This window comes from Pseudoalteromonas sp. 3D05 (genome assembly GCF_002723455.1).
In the GTDB taxonomy this organism is placed as follows: domain Bacteria; phylum Pseudomonadota; class Gammaproteobacteria; order Enterobacterales; family Alteromonadaceae; genus Pseudoalteromonas.
In genome coordinates, this window is record NZ_PDUS01000006.1 from 187,464 (window position 1) to 209,489 (window position 22,026).

A 22,026-nucleotide genomic window follows, 5' to 3' on the forward strand; every position below is an offset into this window, starting at 1 on the left:
ACCCGCCTTCTAGTTTGTGTGTTTAAAATTAATTTGCGTTTTGCAACCGACTAACCGCCGCTTCTAATGCTGCGCGGTAACCCATTGCACCTAATCCACATACCACGCCTTGTGCTACATCCGAAAAATACGAATGATGACGAAACGCCTCCCGCGCATGCACATTAGTTAAGTGCACTTCATAAAACGGGATATCAACACTTAGCAATGCATCACGTAAAGCTACGCTTGTGTGCGTAAATGCTGCTGGATTGATAATTATGCAATCAATAACTTGCCAAGCACTATGTATATGCTCAATTAAAGCTTGTTCACTATTACTTTGATAATGCGTTAACTCAACATCTAGACCATGGGCGAGGGTTGTTAGTTCGCTCATAATTTCGCCCAGTGTTTGTGAACCATATTTCTCTGGTTCACGCTTACCAAGCATATTTAAGTTAGGGCCATTTAGAACAAAAATCTTAAATTTTGCAGCCATAATACGCGATAATCCTATAAATAATGAGTTAAGCCATTTTCACTATAAAACCCACTAATTAGCTTGGGGTTAAACATAAAATAACAAGTATTTCTCACGTTAACCACCTATTATAGCCAGTTCGATGTAAATAGCAGCAAAATACTGGTCTAATGACTAGGTATACCCAAGAAACAAAAACGCCACTGCAGAGAGTGGCGTTGTATTAAATTGTACAAAAAGTAGTTATTTAGCATACTCACGAACATTTATAAGCTGTTCAGTAAAGTCGTCTGCGTCTAAAAAGCCTGTCACACGTTGCGCTGCAAGCTCTTCACCTTGCGTATTAAAGAACAAGATACTTGGTAAACCAAATACCGTATATTCTTCCATCACTTCAATGGTGGTTTCATCGCTTTCAGTGAGATCAATCTTTAATAACTCAAAGTGAGCAAACTCGGCTTGCACATTTTGTTCAGGGAAGGTGTATTTTTCAAACTCTTTACATGCAACACACCATTCAGCATACAAATCTACCATTACCAAACGACCTTCATCGTTTGCATCACTAATTGCTTGCTTCAGTTCAGCTAAATCAGCAACCAATTTAAATTCACGTTTTTGTGATTGCTGTTCAGCAGGAGCTGTCACCACTGGCGTTGGCCAAATGTAATTTTTAGCCAAGCTGGCACCCGCAATAACTAACAAGGTTGCTGCAAACCACAGTGCAGTTTTGAGCTTGCCTTGGTTTTGAGAACTTTGCCAATGATGTAAATAAAGCGCTGTTGCCAGTGCTAATAAACCCGCCATTAATAGTATGATGTCAAAATCAACAATACGCTCTAGCAGTATTAACGGCACAACCAACATAATAAAACCAAATAGGGTTTTAACTTGCTCCATCCAACCGCCTGCTTTAGGCAGTAATTTTCCGCCTGAGGTACCTAACAACAATAATGGTATGCCCATACCAAGGCTTAAAACATAAAGCGTTAAACCGCCAACTAAGTAATCGCCGCTTTGCGCAACAAATAATAGAGCTGCTGATAATGGTGCTGTTGTGCAAGGTGATGCTATCAGGCCAGATAAAACCCCCATCAAAAATACACCAATATAATTGCCGCCTTTTTGATTATTGCTCACTTGAGTGAGCTTATTCATCATAGAGCTTGGTAACTTTATTTCGTACCACCCAAACATCGACATGGCTAATAAAACAAATAACAAACTAAAGCTGATCAAAACATAGGGGTGCTGTAAGTAGCCCTGCACTTGCCCACCTAACGATGCCACCACTAAGCCCAATGCCGCATAAGTCACCGCCATGCCTTGAATGTATACAAACGATAGTGCAAATGCTTTTTTTGTGGAGAGGTTTTGTTGCCCTGCAATCAAGCTCGACAAGATAGGAAACATAGGAAATACACAAGGAGTAAATGCTAAGCCAATGCCCACTAAAAAGAAAATAGCTAAATTAGTTAGCAAACCTTGTGATGCCAGTTTTTCGGTAAAGTTTTGTTCTTTTTCAACGTCATCTTGTTGTACAGCAGCAGTTTCATTTACAACTGATGGAGCACTATTAAGAGCAGCTAATGCGTTTGATGTGTCTGTCGCGCTATTATTTGAGGGCGGGTTTTCACCTGAAATAACGCTCAGTGGAATGGTAATAATTTCAGGAGGGTAGCAAAGTCCTACTTCGGCGCAGCCTTGATAGCGCACTTTCACTACACCTTGTTGCGCTACATTGCTTAATTTACTTACCACGCTAAATGAGTCGAAGAAGACCTCAGTTTTACCAAAAAACTCATCTTCAATCACCACCCCTTCACCTAGTTCTGGGACCTTGATATCAGCTTCTTTAGCAATGATCTCAAGCTTCTTTTTATAAAGGTAATAACCTGGGGCAATGTCCCAGCCAATAAATAAAGTACTTCCTTGCTGATCAAAGTCAAAACTAAAGGCTTGATCTACAGGTAAAAACGTTTGCTCAGCAGGCTGTAGTAAATCATTCAATAAATTATTAGACGCAGCCTGTGCTGGCATAAACCACAGCGTACAAAGCAAGAAAACAAAAAACCGCATTAATTAAGTACCTCATCCATCCAATTAAAATAGGCTAAATTGCCCGTTGATACATCAACCACCTGAATTTCAGGAATCTCATAACTATGTAACTGCTTTATAGTTTGGATAACTTGATTCATTTTTTCAGACTTAGTTTTAATCAGCAGCTTGCATTCTGTAGCCTGCGTTACTTCACCTTCCCACATATAAACTGACTCAACATTGGGTAAAATGCTAACGCACGCGGCTAATTTTAGGCTAACCAACTGCTCTGCCATAGCACGCGCCTCAGTAGCGTTTTCACATGTGGTAAAAACTAGTCGAAAATGAGTTGTCATCATATTGAACCTTTAGTTGTTAATTCTGCCCAACTCATAGTAGCTGATAGCTAAAGCAAAGTGTAGCGATGTACTTACGCTATACGTTTACTATTGAAAAAAGACCTGTAAGCCCATATTTATATTTCATCACGATGTTACGTGAGCACACTTTAGAGAGCTTTATGTTTAGATTTTTATTTTTGTTATTTATTCTCGTACCAATTATTGAGATCGCGTTACTCATTCAAGTAGCCGATGTAATTGGTGGCTTTGCCACTATTGCACTAGTGATTTTAACTGCTATTTGCGGTGCAAAACTAGTTAGACAGCAAGGCATGGGCGCACTGCAAAATGTGCAAACACAAATGGCCCAAGGGCAAATGCCCGCCAAAGAATTATTTACTGGATTATGTGTGATCATTGCCGGTGTTTTATTACTAACCCCAGGCATTATGACCGATGTATTTGGCTTTTTACTACTCACTCCAGCGATTCGCAACAAACTAGCCGCAGGACTTGCCAGCCAAGCAACTGTTCGCATGAGTGCAGGAATGCAGCAAGGTCCTTCACCTTTTACGCAACAGACTCATCAAGAGCCTGAACCGCGTAAAATGAGTGAGCCAACCACAATTGATGGTGAATACGAGAGAAAAGATTAAAATTTTTATTTTTTTCTCTTGGATTTTTCCGCATTACCCCCATTACTGAGTACAACTAAATCGATGCAGTTAAATACAACTGAGTTAGCTGCACGAGTACACACAAAACTTTTTTCTGTCCTGTTCAGAAACTGTTAGGAGAACTAAACAAATGAACATTCGTCCTTTACATGATCGCGTGATCGTTAAGCGTCTAGAAGAAGAAACCAAGTCTGCTGGCGGTATTGTATTAACTGGCTCTGCTGCTGAGAAATCAACGCGCGGAGAAGTTGTCGCTGTTGGTAATGGCCGTACTCTAGATAACGGTGATGTGAGAGCATTAGAAGTTAAAGTCGGTGACACTGTGTTATTCGGCTCGTATGTTGAAAAAGCTGAAAAGATCGAAGGTCAAGAGTACCTGATCATGCGTGAAGACAACATTTTAGGCATTGTAGGCTAAACCTACTTTTCGTTTAACAAACATTTAAGAATTTAGAGGAAAAAATCATGGCAGCAAAAGAAGTACTTTTTGCAGGTGACGCACGCGGTAAAATGTTAGCTGGCGTAAATATCTTAGCAAATGCAGTTCGTGTAACGTTAGGCCCTAAAGGTCGTAACGTTGTATTAGACAAATCATTTGGCGCTCCAGTGATCACTAAAGATGGTGTATCAGTGGCAAAAGAGATCGAGCTTGAAGACAAGTTTGAGAATATGGGCGCACAAATGGTGAAAGAAGTTGCATCTAAAGCAAATGATGCAGCGGGTGACGGTACAACTACCGCTACAGTTTTAGCACAATCTATTGTAAATGAAGGCCTAAAAGCAGTTGCTGCGGGCATGAATCCAATGGACCTTAAGCGCGGGATTGATAAAGCAATCATCGCTGCTGTTGCAGAGCTTAAAGAACTTTCAGTACCATGTGCTGATACTAAAGCGATTGCACAAGTAGGTACTATTTCAGCTAACTCTGATAAAGAGATTGGCGACATCATTGCAGAAGCGATGGAAAAAGTAGGCCGCAACACTGGTGTTATCACTGTTGAAGAAGGTCAATCACTTGAGAACGAACTTGATGTTGTAGAAGGCATGCAGTTTGACCGTGGTTACTTATCGCCATATTTCATCAACAACGCTGAAAAAGGCGCGGTTGAACTAGATAACCCATTCATTCTACTTGTAGACAAAAAAGTATCGAACATCCGTGAGTTACTTCCTACATTAGAAGCCGTTGCTAAAGCAAGCAAACCATTACTTATCATTGCTGAAGACCTTGAAGGTGAAGCACTAGCAACACTCGTAGTAAACAACATGCGCGGCATCGTTAAAGTATCAGCTGTTAAAGCACCTGGTTTTGGCGACCGTCGTAAAGCAATGCTACAAGACATCGCGGTATTAACAGGCGGTACTGTTATCTCTGAAGAAATCGGTCTTGAGCTTGAAAAAGCAACAATCGAAGACTTAGGTACAGCTAAGCGCGTAGTAATCACTAAAGATGATACAACGATCATCGACGGTGCTGGCGAAGAAGATGGCATCAACGGTCGTGTTTCACAAATCAAAGCACAAATCGAAGAAGCAACGTCTGACTACGACAAAGAGAAACTACAAGAGCGTATGGCAAAACTTGCCGGCGGTGTTGCAGTAATCAAAGTTGGCGCAGCAACTGAAATCGAAATGAAAGAGAAAAAAGACCGCGTAGAAGATGCACTACACGCAACTCGCGCAGCGGTTGAAGAAGGCGTAGTGCCTGGTGGTGGTGTTGCACTAGTACGTGCTGCTAGCAAACTAGCTGCACTTGTAGGCGACAACGAAGACCAAAGCCACGGTATCAAAGTAGCACTACGTGCTATGGAAGCGCCACTTCGTCAAATCGTAACTAACGCAGGTGACGAAGCGTCTGTAGTCATTAACGCAGTTAAAGGCGGCGAAGGTAACTACGGTTACAACGCAGCATCTGGCGAATACAACGACATGCTTGAAATGGGTATCTTAGATCCAACTAAAGTAACGCGCTCTGCACTACAATTTGCAGGTTCGATTGCGGGTCTAATGATCACCACTGAAGCCATGGTTGCTGAAATTCCAAAAGATGAGCCAGCTGGTGCCCCTGATATGGGTGGCATGGGCGGCATGGGTGGCATGGGCGGCATGATGTGATAAACATCACCTCCTAAGCACCTCGCTTATAAAAACCCAGCTTCGGCTGGGTTTTTGCCCTTGATTGATCGCTTCTTCACTTCCAAAAATAGATACTTACTTGCTATCGGGGTCGATTTTAAAAAAATAGCGCTTACTGATTACTCATGCACTTTAGTCTTAAATTTCTATTTAACATACTAGTACCTATGTATATACTGTTCGAAAAACATCACATCCACTAAGAAACTTTCAGGATAATAATGGACTCAGCTGTATCAGGCACCACAAAAATAATTAGAGATAGCAGTCATAGTAACATCCATACCTTTATAAAAAATCGTACAAACTCTCTTCACTCTCAGGTAGAAAAACAGCTAGGAGCTATATTGTTCGATAAGGATATGACGCAACAAACGTATTTAAATATTTTAATCGCGATGCGCAATAGCTATTCTATTATGGAACAGGCCATATCATCCTTTAAAGCTACACAGCAACTGCTTGTTGGCCGCAGTAAGCTTGACTGGTTAGATAAAGATATTGCTTATTTACAAGTATCTCGGCCAACCCTCCCTGCTAATTCGAACAAATGTATTGATCTAAATAAAATCTGCAACGTATCACAAGCATTCGGAATGATGTATGTAATGGAAGGCGCCACCATGGGTGGAGGTCACATATTTAGAGCGCTTAAAAAACATAATTGGATAAATGAGCTTGAAGGGATCCGCTTTTTCTATAGCTATGGCGATCTTAGAGGTGAAAAGTGGGCTCAATATATACATGCATTAAAACAATATCATGACCACAACACCAATTCGGATGATGATATTTTGTTGGGAGCGAACGCGGCATTTAGCATAATCTCCCAATCACTTGGAGATATAAATTGAACAATAAGTTTGAAGTCTCGTTAGATAATTGCCACAAAGAACCTATTCATATCCCTGGCTCTATTCAACCCCATGGATACTTGCTTGTTGTTGATCCTCAAACTCTCAAGGTATGCTATTTTAGCGAAAACATTTTACCACTTTTAAATATGCAAAAAGAGTGCTTATTAGGGTCACATATAAGTGATATTTTTGAGGCGAATACATTCAGCATCATCCAGAGAAACAAAGCTGAGCAAGACTTTCATACTATTAACCCCCTTGCCATTGAGATAAAAGGAAAACCGACCGACACCTCGCTCAAAGGCGCTATTTCTCGTAACGATGAATATCTACTCATTGAACTTGAGTTTAGCAAAAAGAAAGACCACTCAAGTTTTGACCCTATGAATTACCTGATGAAGCAATCACTTCATCTAATTACTGACTCAAAAGAGCTAAGCTCGTCATACGACACCGCAGTAAAAGAGGTTCGTAACTTAACCGGCTTTGATCGCGTTATGCTCTATCAATTTGACCATGAATATAATGGTCAAGTCGTGGCTGAAGCCAAAAAAGATGAGTTAAACTCATTCCTTCACCAACATTTTCCTGAGTCAGATATTCCAAAGCAAGCGCGCGCTTTATATTTACGTAACCCGATCAGGTTACTTGCCGATGTAAATGCAGAGGTATCGCCTATCTACCCACAAGATAAACCGGTAGATTTAAGCTCTTGTACAATAAGAAGTGTGTCTCCTATCCATTGCCAATACTTGCGCAATATGGGAGTTAAAGCATCAATGTCCATCAGCATTATTATTGCCGATAAATTATGGGGATTGATTGCTTGCCACCATTACTCGAGCCATGTTGTTCCCTTTGAAGCACGACAAGTTGCACAATACATGGGGCTGATGCTCTCTTATATTATCTCGCTCAAAACGCAATCAGCTGAAGCAATTCAAGAAGCCAATGCCACCTCAATCAGTGCAGAAATAGCAGAGCATATGTCTGAAGAGGTGTTTTTCATTGATGGTTTACGCAAACAAGCCCCAGCCTTACTTAGCATGCTACATGCTGATGGTGTTGCATGGCGGCTGGAAAAAGATATTGAACATTTTGGTAGTGTGCCTAAAAATGAAGATATTGATAATTTGTTTGAATGGATAAAAGAGCATCATTTAGAAGATGAGTTACTTTATCATAATCATCATTTATCTAATGAACAGGCTGAATTTGGAAAGTTTGCTAAGTTAGCAAGCGGCGTACTCGCTATGCCTATTTCTACCAATGAAAACCTATTTATTATGTGGTTTCGTAAAGAGGTTATTGAAACAAAAAATTGGGGCGGAAAGCCCGAAAAAATAATTGAGTTTCTTGATGATGGTAGCCATCGCCTGATGCCTCGCAGCTCATTTCGTCTATGGCAAGAAAATGTTCGCAATAAATGTACTCCTTGGCAAGCCAACGAAATATCTTGCGCCTTAAAGTTTCGCAATCATTTGATTAATCATGTAATTGAAAAATCAGAGCGACTTAAAAAGCTAAATAACGTATTAGAAACTAAAGTGAATGAGCGAACCGTCGCTTTAAAAGCGGAAATACTTACCCGACAGCAAGCCGAACTTGACCTTGAAATTGCACTTAGAACAGCTGAAGAGTCTAACAAAGAGTTAGAACGTTTTGCTTTTGTTGCATCTCATGATTTACAGGAGCCTTTACGTAAAATACAAATGTTCGGCGATCGCCTGCAAAACTCTAAAGAACCGATTGGAGAAAAAAACGCTTCGTATATCTCACGCATGATGGATTCTGCTGAAAGAATGCAAAAACTCATCAAAGGGGTACTGAGCTTTTCTAGAATTAACCGAAAAGGTGAAGATTTCCGTCGCTTTTTAGCACAAGATATTTTTGACGAAATTATTGATGATTTGGAGCTAATTATAGCTGATAAGTCAGCCAAGTTTCACATAGACGACATCGGTGAAATCTATGGCGATAAGCGGCAAATCCAACGCTTATTTCAAAATTTAATTCTCAATGCACTTAAATTCAGTCACTTAAATCAACCACCAGTTATAGAAATTAAGTTAATTGAACGATCGGATGAACATATAGTCGTTGCTGTTATTGATAATGGAATTGGTTTTAACAGTGAGTTTAAAGACAGAATATTTAACCTCTTTGAACGTGTTCACTCTAAACATGCCTACGAAGGAACAGGATTAGGCTTAGCAATTTGTAAGAAAATAATCGAACGCCACTATGGATCCATTACAGCACAATCAAGCATTAATGAAGGCGCACAATTTTACGTTACGTTGCCGCTAAGAGAAGTGGAGTTAAATCAGCTTTAGTATTTTACCGCTACGTTTGTGGCGGTAAAACTCTATTGATATGCTCTTTTAATTGTCTAATTTCATCTTCAATAGACTGAAAACGCTGATTTTGAATATAAGATTCCTGATCAGTTATAGAGCTTATTTTTGCCTTCACGTGCCAAACCTCTAAAATATCATCTGCGTGGATAGTGTAAGTTTTGTATTCCGGGTTATCACTTTTGAATAAGTAACTGACAGGTGTTGTTTCATGGCGAAAAAGGCGCTTAGCGACAATGCCATCCTTAGTGACAACAACGCAAACAGAACCGTTTTCTAACTGTATAATGTCTTTAACTTGCTCAGTGATAACCGTTTCTCTGGGGCGAATAGTAGGCAACATGCTGTCGCCTTCTACTTCAAAGAGTCGATAGTTACCATTTTCAAATCCTGGAATTTTATAGACATCTAAGGTATTTATATAGCCTTCATCGCTGCATTGGTCTATGTAACCTGCATGCGCCTCTTCCTTTACAAGTGGAATAAATGAAGACTCTAGGACCTTTTGATAATTCTGAAAATGCGAATCATCATACCCCTCTATTCCCAAAATAAGCCAATTGCAGTCAACATTAAACTCTTTGCTTATTTTAGTAATAGTACTGAGAGATAAGGTCGACTTCCCCGATTCTAATTGCGATAAAGCCCCTTGAGTTATGCCTATCTTATCTGCAAACTCTTGTTGCGATAGGTTCAACTTTTCGCGTAGAGCTGTCACTCTATTTGTACTACTATTATTTGATATCATCGCGTTATTAATAAACTTATGTTTGTGTTATGGGTATAAGCAAGTTAATATAACACCTGCTTAGCTGAAGTATATACTACTTGAGTAAAAAATTACTTAATTGTTGTTTTTAATGAAAAAGTAGCTAAATAACAAAGATAAGCCACATTCCATAAACTCAGGGGTTTCCAATGTTTAACGACAAATTATTTACTAAAAAATTACGCTCTGTGAGCTTTATTTTAGTTGCTGATGATGATCTTGATGATCAAGAGCTTATACGCGATGCCCTTGTTGAAAACAACGTCGACGAAAGTAAAATCCAATTTGTAGATGACGGCATGCAATTAATTGAAGCACTTGATAAAAATAAAATTTTACCAAGTCTTATCCTATTAGATTTAAACATGCCAAGAAAGGGTGGGAAAGAAGCATTAGTTGAACTAAAAAAATCGGAGCGTTACCGTCATATTCCGATTATTATTTTTACTACCTCAGATTCAGAAATTGATATTAAACAATGCTATAGCTTAGGCACGAATGCATTCATGACCAAACCATCAAGTTATTTTGATTTAGTTGAATCAATGAAAATGTTAACTCAATATTGGCTTGTTCAAGCTAGAATTGTTTTAGACTAAAGTTTAAAACCTTTTCTGCTCACCCCACAAACTTATCGTTGTTTGCCAATTTTTGCATCAGCTGCCTTACAACGATATACAAATCACTTGGTAACATTCCACGCTCTCCTTCAGCCTTTGCTAAAACATCGCCCGCTTTAGCATGCAAGGTAACACCAAAACACGCAGCTTGCTCAGTTGTTAACTCTTGTGCAATCAGGCCTGCAATAATGCCTGTGAGCACATCACCGCTGCCGCCGACCGCTAGCGCGGGGTTGCCATCAGTACATACCCACGCTTTAGTGCCGTCAGTGATAATGCTGCCTGCCCCTTTGAGTACACAGGTCGTTGAATATGTTTCTGCCAGTTTTTGTGCGCTTTGATAACGGTCTGACTCTATATCATTAATGGTACAATCAAGTAGCCGTGCGGCTTCGCCTGGATGCGGGGTGAATACCGTGTTTTTCAGTGTAATTGGCGCTGATTGCTGAGCAATAAGATTTAACGCATCGGCATCGACAACCATTGCTTTATTGTGGTCAACACAGTGTTGAATGACCGCCTCAAAAGTGGATTTAGCCCATGAGTCTTGGCCAAGCCCTGGACCAATGGCTATGCATGTAGCCCACTCGAGTGCTGAAGTTAAATCAGCCGTGGTGACCATCAGCTCAGGCCGACCAATACTCACTGCAAGGACTGACTCTGGATGAGTGTATACTTTTACCATACCTGCACCACTGCGCAGCGCGGCCTCACCTGTTAAGCGTATAGCCCCAGCAGTGCCCGCATTACCACCAACACACAGTAACTTGCCATGACTGGCTTTGTGGCTGTTGTTTTGTCGCTTAGTTAAGCCTTGAATGCCGTCATAATTAATAAGCTCTGCGCTGGGTGTAGCCAACTGGATAAACGCTTGACCAACGCCTAAGTCTGCAAATTCACATTTACCAGTGTGTGCTCTGCCCTCGCCCGTCACTAAGCCTTGCTTTATGCCAACAAAAGTAACGCTAAACTCAGCTTGAATAGCAACACCGTGTACAACCCCGGTGTCAGCATTAATGCCCGAAGGTAAATCAATCGCAACAATGGGTGCTGGGCTATTGTTGGCCGTTTTTATTAGCTTAGTAAATGGCTCTCGCACCTCATTTTTAAGGCCTGTTCCCAGTAATCCATCTATAATAATGTCAGCAGTTTTTATCGTTTTCGGGTCATAATTTGATATTTCACCGCCAACAGCCAACCACGCTTTTTGCGCTGTTAGCGCATCTCCTGTTAAAGGCTTATCTGGTAATGCAGCAATCACCGTAACCTGTTTACCTGCTTGTTTTGCTAAGCTTGCAACAATATAGCCATCACCAGCATTGTTGCCAACGCCAACTAAAATGACATAATTTTGCGCATGTGGGTAATGTTTAATTACCTGCTCAAACACTGCCTTCCCTGCACGCTCCATCAGTGTATACATAGACACAGCGCTTTGCTCTGCTGCACTAGGCTCGTATCTGCGTACTTGCTCGGCTCTAAATACACATTGGGGTAATTTTGCTGACATATTCGACCTTAATCATGGCTTTTTATCAGCATATAAGTGCTCACAAGAGCAGTCAAATAACAAGTGAGTTTCACTGACTTGATATTGTTCAATTAACCCACACTAACTATTTATTAGGAACTATATTGTAAACAAATGGATTTATTAGATAAGGTTGGACTTGGCATATTATTACTACATTGGCTTGCCGTCACCTTACTGTTACTTATTATAGTGTGGGCCATGAGAAAAATTCTGGCCTCGGGTCAAACCATGTCTCGGGGTGCATTTTTATTTTTGTCTTTCTGCCCGCTGATTTCGTTATTCCCTATTCCGCCTCCGCAATTTGAGAATGTTCAAAAAGCCAAACAAGAACAACGTAAGCGTAAAGAAGATTCTGGCGACCCTCCTGATGATGAAACTATAGAATGATAAAAGTAGATTTAGATCATGCAACAAAATAACACTGAGAGACTGTTAATCAGCGCAGGGGTTATCGCATTTGCCGCGGCTACCTGGCACTTACTCTGTATTTGGGGTGGGCCTAGCTGGTATGCTTTTGCTAGGGCGCCGCAAGCCTTAATTGAGTTAGCTCAACAAGGCACCTACCTTGCGCCTGCTGCCACCATTATAGTTGCTGGCCTTATGTTTACCTGTAGTGCCTATGCGTTTTGTGCTGCGGGTTTGATACGAAAATTACCTTTAATCACAGCGGCTTTATCAACCATAGCATTGATATGCGTAGCCCGTGCTTTAATTGCAATACCCTTACTTATTCGCTCAACTGAGCTTGATATTTGGCAATTAGTAGCCAGCTCGGTTTGGCTATACGTTGGTATTTGCTTTTTATTAGGCGCTAAAGCCTACTGGCAAGTTTACCACCAACACTGAGAACACTTTATTCAAACTAACTTTACTCTCACTAGCTTGCACAAACAAAAAAGGCGCACAACTTTCGTTATGCGCCTTTTTAAGAATAAAACTGAGCTTATTCTGTATCAGGTAAGTTACGGCCGTAGAAAATCTCTTGCATCTCACGGGTTAACTTAGAACGAATTTCTTCTTCTTCGTCATCTGATAAGTCATCTGTAGAAACACCAAATAAATAAGTATTTAAATCGGTCTCTTTTAGCATCATCTTAGTGTGGAACAAGTTTTCTTGATACACGTTCACATCCATCATTTGATACGCTTCTTTGGTATCTTCAGTCATGTAATTCTGAATCGAATTAATCGCATGATCAATATAATGTTTTACACCATCTACATCACGGGTAAAACCACGTACACGGTAGTCAATTGTCACCACGTCTGAATCCAAGCTGTGAATTAAGAAGTTCAATGCTTTTAGTGGCGAGATAATGCCACACGTAGATACTTCTATATCAGCACGGAAGGTACAAATACCATCATCAGGATGTGCTTCAGGATACGTATGAACGCAGATATGGCTTTTGTCTAAATGCGCAACAACAGTGTCAGGCAATGGCCCTGGTGTTTCGTCAACATCATACGTTTGCTGCTGCTCGATTGGCTCCTCAGACACCAATATTGTGACACTGGCACCTTGCGGATCATAATCTTGGCGAGAAACATTCAGAATGTTTGCGCCGATAATATCAACCACTTCACCTAAAATATCGGTTAGTCGATCAGCATTATACTGTTCGTCGATATATTCAATATATTCTTTACGCTGTTGTTCGGTCTTTGCGTAGCAAATATCGTAAATACTAAAGCTTAAACTTTTGGTTAAGTTATTAAAGCCATGTAGTTTAATTTTATCGAAGGGTTTGTTCATGATAAACCAACCTATAAACTAGTGAAATCTGCCACTGCAGAATGAAAGTTCGCGGATTTTATACGAATTTCACCACGGGAAAAAGCGTTATTTTACCTGTTGTTGCACAACTTCGTGACTGTGGGTAATTTCTACTGTTTTATCAAGCATTAATGCAACTGAACAATACTTTTCAGCAGACAGTTGCACCGCACGTGCAAGGTGCTTTTCAGAGACGTTATCGCCAGTTACAACAAAGTGTAGGTTGATCTTGGTGAATACACGAGGAGCTGACTCAGCACGTTCTGAGCTTAGTTGCACTTGAACGTCAGAGAAGTTTTGTTTAGCTTTTTTAAGAATGCTTACCACATCTACAGATGAACAACAGCCAACAGACATTAATACCATTTCCATTGGACTTGGTGCTGCGCTGTCACTGCCGGCATCAAATACTACATTATGACCAGAATTTGAAAGACCAATAAACGTATCGCCTTCAACCCATTTTACATTTGCTTGCATTTTTCTACTCTAAAAAATTGTTTTCTTGATTGTATGCAAGTCACAAATAGATGCAATAAAAAGCGATAATCAGCTTATTTAAGCCCCTTCAGCAACAGCATTATCAAATAAATTCTTCACTAATCCGGCAAACTCATCAATAAAGGCATGCTGCTCTATGGTCACCTGTTTGCTAGTAACACTGCTGAGCACTTCTTGTAAATCATAAACAATGCCATCAACCTCACGCACTATCATGCCGCGTTGCTCTGTTGAAAGCTCACTGTGTTGCTCGCATAACAACATAACGTTTTCAGCGATATCGTCTTCAATTAACTCCATTATCGTAGGAGCGCCAGGTTTTATTTCGCCGGGCTTCTCAAATAACGCTAAATTTTGAGTAAGATACATGATGAGATCATCATACCCTTGCCTATCTAAAACCATAATTAAAACACCTGTAATAAAATTATTGGGACTCTAATGATTTAAGCAGAAAGCGCTTTTAATTGCTACCTTTGCCCAGCAACCAATACAAAAAAAGCAGCCGAAGCTGCTTTTTTAATTATTTAGTACCAAACTAGAGCACAATATTAGTCAATTTTTAGACCTGGGCTCAATGTTGCTGGCATCGCGACTTTTTCAAGTTCGACAGAAGCAACTGGGTATGCGCAGTAATCTGCCGCATAATATGCACTTGCTCTATGATTACCTGACGCTCCAATACCACCAAATGGTGCTGCGCTTGATGCACCTGTTATTGGACGGTTCCAGTTAACAATACCCGCGCGAATGCGACGTAAGAAGTGATCATAATCAGCTGCGTTATCACTTAGTAAACCAGCCGACAAGCCAAAACTTGTGTCGTTTGCTTTATCAATTGCGCTATCAAAGTCTGTAAAGCGGAATACTTTTAATAAAGGACCAAAATGCTCATCATCTGGGAAGTCAGTAACATTACTACACTCTAAAATACCAGGTGTTACAAAACCGGTATTTTCAGTGTGTGTAAGCTCAACTAAAACTTCTGCACCTAGTTCAATTAGTTGCTGTTGTGCTTTAGCCATACCTGCAGCGGCAGCTGATGAAATCATCGACCCCATAAATGGTTGATCAGCATCATCGTAGTTACCTACTTTGATTGCCTTAGTCGCGGTAATTAAACCAGCAAGAATTGCGTCACCTTGCTCGCCTGCTGGTAAAAATAATTTACGAGCACACGTACAGCGTTGACCACTTGAAATAAATGCAGATTGCAAAATATCGTGGATCGCCGCTTTTGTGTCAGCTACATCAGTAATGATAAGCGGGTTATTACCACCCATTTCTAATGCGAGAATTTTACCTGGCTGGCCTGCAAACTGTTCATGTAAAATATGGCCAGTGCGTGATGAACCGGTGAAAAACAAGCCATCAATCTCTTTATGTGCAGCGAGTGCTTTACCTGTTTCAACTTCACCTTGCACAAGGTTAATAACCCCAGCTGGTAAACCGGCTTTTTCCCATAGCTTAAGCGTTAGCTCAGCTACCATAGGCGTTAACTCTGATGGTTTAAATACCACTGTGTTACCGGCTAAAAGCGCAGGAACAATATGACCGTTAGGTAAATGTCCTGGGAAGTTATAAGGGCCAAATACAGCAACAACACCGTGTGGCTTGTGACGGATCATCGCGCGACCTTGTGGCATTGGGTTTTCAACGTCACCGGTGCGATCTAAAAAAGCCTTTTCAGAAATAGCGATTTTTCCTACCATGGCACCCGCTTCTGTACGGGTTTCCCATAATGGCTTACCTGTCTCTTGTGCAATCGCTACAGCAAGTTCTTCGCTATGTTCTTTAAGCGTTGCTGCAAACGTTTTAACAATCGCTAAACGCTCTTCGAATGATTTGTCTGCCCAGCTGTAAAAAGCTTCACGCGCTGAGTTAACAGCAACATCTACTTGCTCAGCAGATGCCGAGTTCGCTTGCCAAATAACGTCGTTATTTGCAGGGTTTACTGAATTAAATGAATCGCCTTGGCCTTGTGACCATTGACCATTAATAAATTGTGCAGGATGAGTCATATACTTTCTCCTAAATTATAAGCTTGTTGCGGTAACGGTATCGCCCGCTTGTAAATGAAGTGCGTCTGCCATTGCTTGTGGCAATGTAAGCTCTGCACTTGTCGCATCGAAGTTTAACTGTGCGACAGTTGCTCTAAAGTCATTTAATTTATCATTCGCTAGCATTACTGGCGTATCACCGCTGTTTTCACCAATTTTTACGGTAACGTTTTTGGCATTACGAATAGTCGCAATATTACCTACTTTCGCTTCAACAGTCGGGCCCGCATCAAAAATATCAACGTAGCCATTAAAGGTGAAGCCTTCACTTTTTAATAACTCAATTGCTGGGCGTGTATTGTTATGGACTTTGCCAATCACTTCTTGTGCACCTTTACTTAACAGGTTCACGTAAATTGGGTATTTAGGCATTAGTTCAGCAATAAACACTTTTTGGCCAATGCCAGTTAGGTAATCTGCCGTTGGGAAATCCATTGAGAAAAAGTGCTCTTCGAGCCATTGCCAAAATGGGCTATCACCATTTTCATTCGATACACCACGCATTTCTGCAATAACTGTTTCAGCGAAACGCTGCTGATGTTGTTTTATAAACATAAAGCGTGCTTTTGACAGCAGTTTACCGTTATTATTTTTACGGTAACCATCTTTCAAAAATAACGTGCACAATTCAGTAGCGCCGGTGTAATCGTTACAGAGCGTTAAAATATCAACCGCTTTGTATACATCAAGCGTACGTGATGAGTGAATCACTTTACTTAAATGATAATGGTAAAATGCATCATCTAAACCTACAGCGGCTTCAATAGCCGAAGTTCCGACGACTTCACCTGTTTCGCTATCTTCAAGAACAAACAAGTAACCTTCATCACCCGGGTGAGATGCACTTTTTGCGAATGAGCTTAATGAATGGTCTATTTTCTTTTGTAATAACGCTTCGTTATTCGGTAAAGACGTAAAGCCATGGCCCGATTCGTGGGCTATTTTCAATAAAGCTGGGTAATCACATTGCTGGATTGGGCGAAGGATCATCATGAGTCCGCTTGCTCCCTTATATATAACGGTAAATTAGAATGTCAGGGCAAGCTTTCTACTTGCCCTAAATAAGATGAGACGGGTAATTAACCGTTCACAACTTTAGCAACTGCTTTTTCAAAACGTGCCATACCTTCGCGAATATCTGCTTCTGGTATTACAAGAGAAGGAGTAAAGCGAACAACGTCAGCGCCTGCAACTAATGACATAACACCTTCATTGATACCAGCAACTAAAAACTCTTTCGCACGGCCTTTAAACTGTTCGTTAACTACAGCACCAATCAACAAGCCTTGACCACGTACTTCAGAGAACACGTTGTACTTGTCATTGATTGCAGTTAATAACTCACGGAATAACGCTTCTTTTTCTTTAACACCAGCAAGAACCTCTGATGTATTAACTGTATCAAAAGCCGCTTCACCTACAGCACATGCGAGTGGGTTACCACCGTATGTAGAGCCATGCGTACCAATTTTAAGGTGTTTAGCTATTTCAGTCGTCGTCAGCATTGCACCAATTGGGAACCCACCACCTAACGCTTTAGCTGATGTAAGGATATCTGGCGTTACGCCTAAACCTTGATATGCATATAGCTCACCCGTACGGCCAACACCTGTTTGCACTTCATCGAAAATAAGTAGCGCATTGTGTTTGTCGCATAACTCGCGAACACCTTTTGCGAACTCGTCTGTTGGCGAGATGATACCGCCTTCACCTTGTAGAGGTTCCATCATTACGGCGCATGTTTTATCTGAGATAAGTGCTTCAAATGCAGCTAAATCATTGTAATCACAATGTACAATATCGCCAGGCTTAGGACCAAAGCCATCTGAGTAAGCCGCTTGACCACCCACAGTAACAGTAAAGAATGTACGGCCGTGGAAGCCTTTATTAAATGCAATGATTTGTGATTTTTCAGCACCGAATTCTTCAAGTGCTAAACGACGCGCTAATTTAAGCGCCGCTTCATTTGCTTCTGCGCCTGAATTGGCAAAATAAACTTTATCAGCGAATGTTGCATCAACTAGCTTTTTAGCTAGGCGAAGTGCTGGTTCATTGGTCATAACATTTGATAAATGCCAAATTTTTTCACCTTGCTCTTTTAATGCATTGACTAATGCAGGGTGGCAGTGACCCAGACAGTTAACGGCAATACCACCAGCAAAGTCGATATACTCACGGTCTTGCTGATCCCATACGCGCGAACCTTCGCCACGAACAGGAATTACGCTTGAAGGTGCGTAGTTAGGTACCATTACTTGATCAAATAATTCGCGATTGACTGTCATTTTAATTCCTCTTAATTGTGATATCGCAGAGAGTACAAAGCCGCTAGATTATAAACTTCACCACATGTTCAATGATGCAAATCAGCATAGCCTAAATTTAAAAAAAGACTCTCTGGTTCAATTTTCAGGTAACCATTATTTCAGAGTTTAACGCTATTGTCTCTTATAAAACTTTCATGAAACCCTTGTAAATAAAGGGATTGAGATATTATTTCATAGATAGTGAATAACTATTTGCAGTGAGCGCTTGTTTCTTTTTTAGAGCATCAAGCCGCTCTGTAACTCACTGCAGGAGTCTGTCACATTGAAATAGTGGAGAAAGAATGGACTGAATGATGAATGAATAGTCGCAAAAAAATTAACAATTATTTTATAATTAGTTGAGTTTTAGTCTGTAAAAATAAAAATATTACATGATTACGTTCAGAACTGCTGCAATCATATAGGCACAATTACCGATAGCAGAGCCAAAGTCAGGCTGGCTTTGCATTAACGTGGTCAATCGTAGCGTGTGATCAATCTAATTTAATATGGAAGTTCTGTAAATTAACCTTCTCTAAATGCTGCAACTCAGCTTTAGAAAAGTCTATATACTCAAACCACCGCTGTGCCTCATCGCTTTCAACCAATTGGTGCTCTGTAAGCGTAACATACTGCGAGTAACAGCGCGCTTTTTGCATTACCGCTGTTAAAGGCAACAGTGAATCGCCCTTTGCAAGCCCTGTAGTCAATTGCTCCATCACATAGTTAAAAGGCAAATAGCGAAATGCCATTTTTTCAATTACCTTTGCTGTTATTTTTAATGATTGCTCGCTGAGTAACGTACTCAAAAACAAAGGATCTGGCTTTAATTCTAGCAGTGCTGTATGTAAGTCTTTATGTTGTTCTTCTCTGGCTAAAGTGACTTTACGACGCCAAACTAATTCAAATGTACGCAAATACAAGCGAACCAATGCTATTTTGCCAACATCTAATAACATCCCGAGCGTAAAGGCATGAATGTCATTAACGCCATTTAATTTTGCAATTTCTTGTGCAGCAATTGCACATGCCATTGAATTATCACGCAGGCGACGTTTAAGTAATGGGAAAGGCTCTGTGCTATGCGGCATCCAATGGCGAACAGCAAATGTTGGCACCACAAACTTTAAGTTATCAAGGCCTATGTATCGTAATGCAAGTGAAGGACTGTCGACCTTAACTGAGGTGTGCTTATTACGCTGTTTGCGATAGTAGGGTAAGTTTACAAAAGTGACGAGCTCGCGTCCTAACCAACTCAAATCGTTTACAAGAGGCTCCAAACGACCGACAGACGCAGACTTAACAGACAAGATATCTAAAATAGCAGGCACATTATCTTCAATACCAATTGTTTCATGTAATACACTATCTATATCAGCAAGCTGTTTTTTCATAGCAGCTTCAATTGCATTGTGTAGCTGCTGGCTAGCCTGCGCGCGGTACTTATGGTGTGCTGTGCTCGTCTCTTTACGTTTCGTATGCGCCGCCATTTCTACTTCAAGTAATGTACGCTGCTTTATCGGCTCACCGTAATTGATCTCAAGCGTATGAATATAACCAATTTGACGTTGCGCAAAGTTATGACCAAGCAATAAGTCATGTGCTCGTTGCTCTAAAACATTGGCTGTGATCTGTTGGCGCTTGATGTCTGTCATTTAATCTTTTCTTTAATAAATAAGCGGAGAACGGTAAATTAACCCTAAGCCTAGAACCGAGTTAAAAAGTTGGCAAGTAATTCAAGCCCTTGTTCTGTTAATATTGCTTCAGGATGAAACTGCACCCCTTCTAAAGCAAGCTCTTTGTGCGCAAGCCCCATTATATACTCAAAGTCACCTGTTTGTGTTTGTGTCCATGCTGTTATATCAAGTTCAGCGGGTAACCCTTGTGGCTCAACAGCCAATGAGTGGTAGCGACATACGGTTAACGGCTTTGCTAAGCCTTTAAAAACACCTTGCTCACGATGATATACCGGTGATGTTTTACCATGCATAACCTGTTTTGCGCGCACAACATTTGCACCTAATGCTTGGGCAATGGTTTGGTGCCCAAGGCAAATACCTAGCACAGGAAAAACACCTTTTAATTGTTTCACCACATCGAGCGATATACCCGCCTCATTAGGTGAACAAGGCCCTGGTGAAATAACAACATGCTGCGGCTTTAATTGTTTTATCTGCGATATTGTTAACTCATCATTGCGCTTTACCAACACTTCTTGATCTAGGCGTTGAAAGTATTGCACCAAGTTATAAGTGAACGAGTCATAATTATCGATCATCAACAGCATGAATTTAGTAACCCAAAAGCATCATCAGAATAATGGGATGGCATTCTATCTTAATCACTGACAAGTTGCAGTGTATTGTCTTCTAAAAACATTCGAGATCTGTAAACAGTACCTGCTTGGAGACTCACTAACTAAAGGTCTTAAAGCTGTTCACTCATGACTAAATGCGCTGACAAAGCATCTTTTTCAGCTTTTGATAGCGCGACAGAACACTTACTTTCAAAGTCATAACGCACCATTACGGTTTTGCCTACGGCACAACATTGCCCTTGTTGATAAGCCTCTTGGCGAATAACAAAAGAGCTTGAACCAATATGCTCAATTGTGGATTTAACTTCAACGTCGTGACCATAAAAAAGCTCACCGACAAAACTTACTTCTACTTTAGCAATGATCAATTTCCAATCGTGAGGATTCAGATCTGGTGTAAAAAATTTGAAAATAGGCGCTCGAGCAGCTTCAAACCATACCGGTAGTACGGTATTGTTGATGTGTCCTAATACATCGGTTTCGCTAAAGCGCGGTGTAATTTTTTCTACAAACATAATAATTCCAATAAAGGCAGCTCATGACGGACTTTATTCGCGTTTACGATAACGCCCTAAGCAATGAATTTTGTGATAACTTTATCACGCTCTTTGAACAAAGCCCGCATCTAAAACAAGGTATGACTTCAGGCGGTGTAGATTTAGCTAAAAAAGACAGCCAAGATCTACATTTATATAATTATCCTGAATATTCAGAGCAACTAAAACACATTCAACAGACCACTGCAGGCTACGTATTTAAATACCTTGAAGAACATATTTTCATGATGATAGGTGCATTTGGACTAAAAGTGTATCACCCAAAAACAGGCGTACCGACCGATTTAACGCAAGCTAACTTTGATGAAATTGGCAAACCTCAACTACCTTTATTAGTGCAGCAGATTTTTCGCCTGGGCAATATTCAAGCGCAAAAATACGAGACAAACAAAGGCGGCTACCCTTATTGGCATAGTGAGGTTTACCCACAGGCTGGGCATAACGAAGCGCTGCACCGAGTGTTACTCTTTATGTTTTACCTGAACGATGTTGAAGAAGGTGGCGAGACTGAGTTTTACTATCAACAACGTAAAATTTCACCAAAAAAAGGCACCATGGTCATTGCTCCGGGCTATTTTACCCATACTCACCGTGGCAACAAGCCCATCTCTAACGATAAGTATATTTTGACTTCATGGGTGATGTTTAACCGTGCAGAGCAAATATACGGGACTCCGCAGAGTTAAACGAACGGTAAGCGGTAAGCGGTAA

At 40.7% G+C, this 22,026-nt stretch carries 23 protein-coding genes; 9 read left to right on the plus strand and 14 right to left on the minus strand.

Going from position 1 to position 22,026, the window contains the following annotated elements:
• Positions 1 to 28 precede the first annotated feature (28 nt).
• The 3 genes from aroQ to cutA form a co-directional block, all read right to left on the minus strand.
• Positions 29 to 481 (minus strand): type II 3-dehydroquinate dehydratase, encoded by a 453-nt coding sequence (gene aroQ, locus CSC79_RS08685; RefSeq protein ID WP_099295430.1) that lies wholly within the window; start codon positions 479 to 481, stop codon positions 29 to 31.
• A gap of 225 nt (positions 482 to 706) precedes the next feature.
• Positions 707 to 2,542, minus strand: coding sequence for a protein-disulfide reductase DsbD (locus CSC79_RS08690; protein ID WP_099295431.1), 1,836 nt, complete (start codon positions 2,540 to 2,542; stop codon positions 707 to 709).
• Positions 2,542 to 2,862: a divalent-cation tolerance protein CutA gene (gene cutA, locus CSC79_RS08695; RefSeq protein WP_099295432.1), complete on the minus strand. Its 321-nt coding sequence runs from the start codon at positions 2,860 to 2,862 to the stop codon at positions 2,542 to 2,544. The genes CSC79_RS08690 and cutA overlap by 1 nt, the downstream gene beginning before the upstream one ends.
• A 164-nt stretch (positions 2,863 to 3,026) precedes the next feature.
• Between cutA and CSC79_RS08700 the strand changes: the two genes are divergently transcribed.
• The 5 genes from CSC79_RS08700 (at position 3,027) to CSC79_RS08720 (ending at position 8,853) form a co-directional block, all read left to right on the plus strand.
• Positions 3,027 to 3,503 carry an FxsA family protein gene (locus CSC79_RS08700; RefSeq protein WP_099295490.1) on the plus strand — a complete coding sequence of 159 codons (477 nt, stop codon included), beginning with the start codon at positions 3,027 to 3,029 and terminating at the stop codon, positions 3,501 to 3,503.
• A gap of 151 nt (positions 3,504 to 3,654) precedes the next feature.
• The gene (locus CSC79_RS08705; protein WP_016709118.1) at positions 3,655 to 3,942 is read left to right on the plus strand and encodes a co-chaperone GroES; all 288 of its coding nucleotides are present in this window, start codon (positions 3,655 to 3,657) and stop codon (positions 3,940 to 3,942) included.
• Between the two features lie 47 nt (positions 3,943 to 3,989).
• The gene (gene groL, locus CSC79_RS08710) at positions 3,990 to 5,639 is read left to right on the plus strand and encodes a chaperonin GroEL (protein ID WP_099295433.1); all 1,650 of its coding nucleotides are present in this window, start codon (positions 3,990 to 3,992) and stop codon (positions 5,637 to 5,639) included.
• A 242-nt stretch (positions 5,640 to 5,881) separates the two neighbouring features.
• Entirely contained in the window at positions 5,882 to 6,514 is a 633-nt protein-coding gene (locus CSC79_RS08715) for a biliverdin-producing heme oxygenase (RefSeq protein ID WP_099295434.1), read from the plus strand.
• Entirely contained in the window at positions 6,511 to 8,853 is a 2,343-nt protein-coding gene (locus CSC79_RS08720) for an ATP-binding protein (RefSeq protein WP_099295435.1), read from the plus strand. The genes CSC79_RS08715 and CSC79_RS08720 overlap by 4 nt, the downstream gene beginning before the upstream one ends.
• A gap of 10 nt (positions 8,854 to 8,863) precedes the next feature.
• Here CSC79_RS08720 and CSC79_RS08725 read toward each other — a convergent pair whose 3' ends face one another.
• Positions 8,864 to 9,592, minus strand: a complete 729-nt coding sequence (locus tag CSC79_RS08725; protein WP_167850812.1) for a LexA family transcriptional regulator — start codon at positions 9,590 to 9,592, stop codon at positions 8,864 to 8,866.
• Between the two features lie 200 nt (positions 9,593 to 9,792).
• On the opposite strand from CSC79_RS08725, the gene CSC79_RS08730 reads away from it, so the two are divergent.
• Complete coding sequence (locus CSC79_RS08730) at positions 9,793 to 10,242, plus strand: response regulator (protein WP_099295437.1); 450 nt, start codon at positions 9,793 to 9,795, stop codon at positions 10,240 to 10,242.
• Positions 10,243 to 10,261: 19 nt separating this feature from the next.
• On the opposite strand, the gene CSC79_RS08735 is transcribed toward CSC79_RS08730, so the two are convergent.
• Positions 10,262 to 11,773 carry an NAD(P)H-hydrate dehydratase gene (locus CSC79_RS08735; RefSeq protein ID WP_099295438.1) on the minus strand — a complete coding sequence of 504 codons (1,512 nt, stop codon included), beginning with the start codon at positions 11,771 to 11,773 and terminating at the stop codon, positions 10,262 to 10,264.
• A gap of 222 nt (positions 11,774 to 11,995) precedes the next feature.
• Between CSC79_RS08735 and CSC79_RS08740 the strand changes: the two genes are divergently transcribed.
• On the plus strand, positions 11,996 to 12,184 hold the full coding sequence (locus CSC79_RS08740; RefSeq protein ID WP_143483825.1) for a hypothetical protein: 189 nt from the start codon (positions 11,996 to 11,998) through the stop codon (positions 12,182 to 12,184).
• Between the two features lie 18 nt (positions 12,185 to 12,202).
• Entirely contained in the window at positions 12,203 to 12,643 is a 441-nt protein-coding gene (locus tag CSC79_RS08745) for a hypothetical protein (protein ID WP_099295440.1), read from the plus strand.
• A gap of 97 nt (positions 12,644 to 12,740) precedes the next feature.
• Here CSC79_RS08745 and speD read toward each other — a convergent pair whose 3' ends face one another.
• The 9 genes from speD to CSC79_RS08790 form a co-directional block, all read right to left on the minus strand.
• Positions 12,741 to 13,553 (minus strand): adenosylmethionine decarboxylase, encoded by an 813-nt coding sequence (gene speD / locus CSC79_RS08750; RefSeq protein ID WP_058560823.1) that lies wholly within the window; start codon positions 13,551 to 13,553, stop codon positions 12,741 to 12,743.
• 87 nt (positions 13,554 to 13,640) lie between these two features.
• Positions 13,641 to 14,054, minus strand: coding sequence for an OsmC family protein (locus tag CSC79_RS08755; RefSeq protein ID WP_099295441.1), 414 nt, complete (start codon positions 14,052 to 14,054; stop codon positions 13,641 to 13,643).
• A 78-nt stretch (positions 14,055 to 14,132) separates the two neighbouring features.
• Entirely contained in the window at positions 14,133 to 14,480 is a 348-nt protein-coding gene (locus tag CSC79_RS08760; protein WP_058560821.1) for a DUF3802 family protein, read from the minus strand.
• A gap of 146 nt (positions 14,481 to 14,626) precedes the next feature.
• The gene (gene astD, locus CSC79_RS08765) at positions 14,627 to 16,096 is read right to left on the minus strand and encodes a succinylglutamate-semialdehyde dehydrogenase (RefSeq protein WP_099295442.1); all 1,470 of its coding nucleotides are present in this window, start codon (positions 16,094 to 16,096) and stop codon (positions 14,627 to 14,629) included.
• 15 nt (positions 16,097 to 16,111) lie between these two features.
• Complete coding sequence (gene astA / locus CSC79_RS08770) at positions 16,112 to 17,128, minus strand: arginine N-succinyltransferase (RefSeq protein ID WP_099295443.1); 1,017 nt, start codon at positions 17,126 to 17,128, stop codon at positions 16,112 to 16,114.
• Between the two features lie 86 nt (positions 17,129 to 17,214).
• On the minus strand, positions 17,215 to 18,420 hold the full coding sequence (locus tag CSC79_RS08775) for an aspartate aminotransferase family protein (protein ID WP_099295444.1): 1,206 nt from the start codon (positions 18,418 to 18,420) through the stop codon (positions 17,215 to 17,217).
• Positions 18,421 to 18,935: 515 nt separating this feature from the next.
• Entirely contained in the window at positions 18,936 to 20,096 is a 1,161-nt protein-coding gene (locus CSC79_RS08780) for an HDOD domain-containing protein (RefSeq protein WP_099295445.1), read from the minus strand.
• Positions 20,097 to 20,146: 50 nt separating this feature from the next.
• A complete protein-coding gene (locus tag CSC79_RS08785; RefSeq protein ID WP_099295446.1) occupies positions 20,147 to 20,728 on the minus strand; it encodes an aminodeoxychorismate/anthranilate synthase component II in 582 nt (193 codons plus the stop codon).
• 140 nt (positions 20,729 to 20,868) lie between these two features.
• Positions 20,869 to 21,273: a thioesterase family protein gene (locus CSC79_RS08790; RefSeq protein WP_099295447.1), complete on the minus strand. Its 405-nt coding sequence runs from the start codon at positions 21,271 to 21,273 to the stop codon at positions 20,869 to 20,871.
• Between the two features lie 23 nt (positions 21,274 to 21,296).
• Between CSC79_RS08790 and CSC79_RS08795 the strand changes: the two genes are divergently transcribed.
• Positions 21,297 to 22,001 carry a 2OG-Fe(II) oxygenase gene (locus CSC79_RS08795; protein WP_099295448.1) on the plus strand — a complete coding sequence of 235 codons (705 nt, stop codon included), beginning with the start codon at positions 21,297 to 21,299 and terminating at the stop codon, positions 21,999 to 22,001.
• Positions 22,002 to 22,026: the final 25 nt, after the last annotated feature.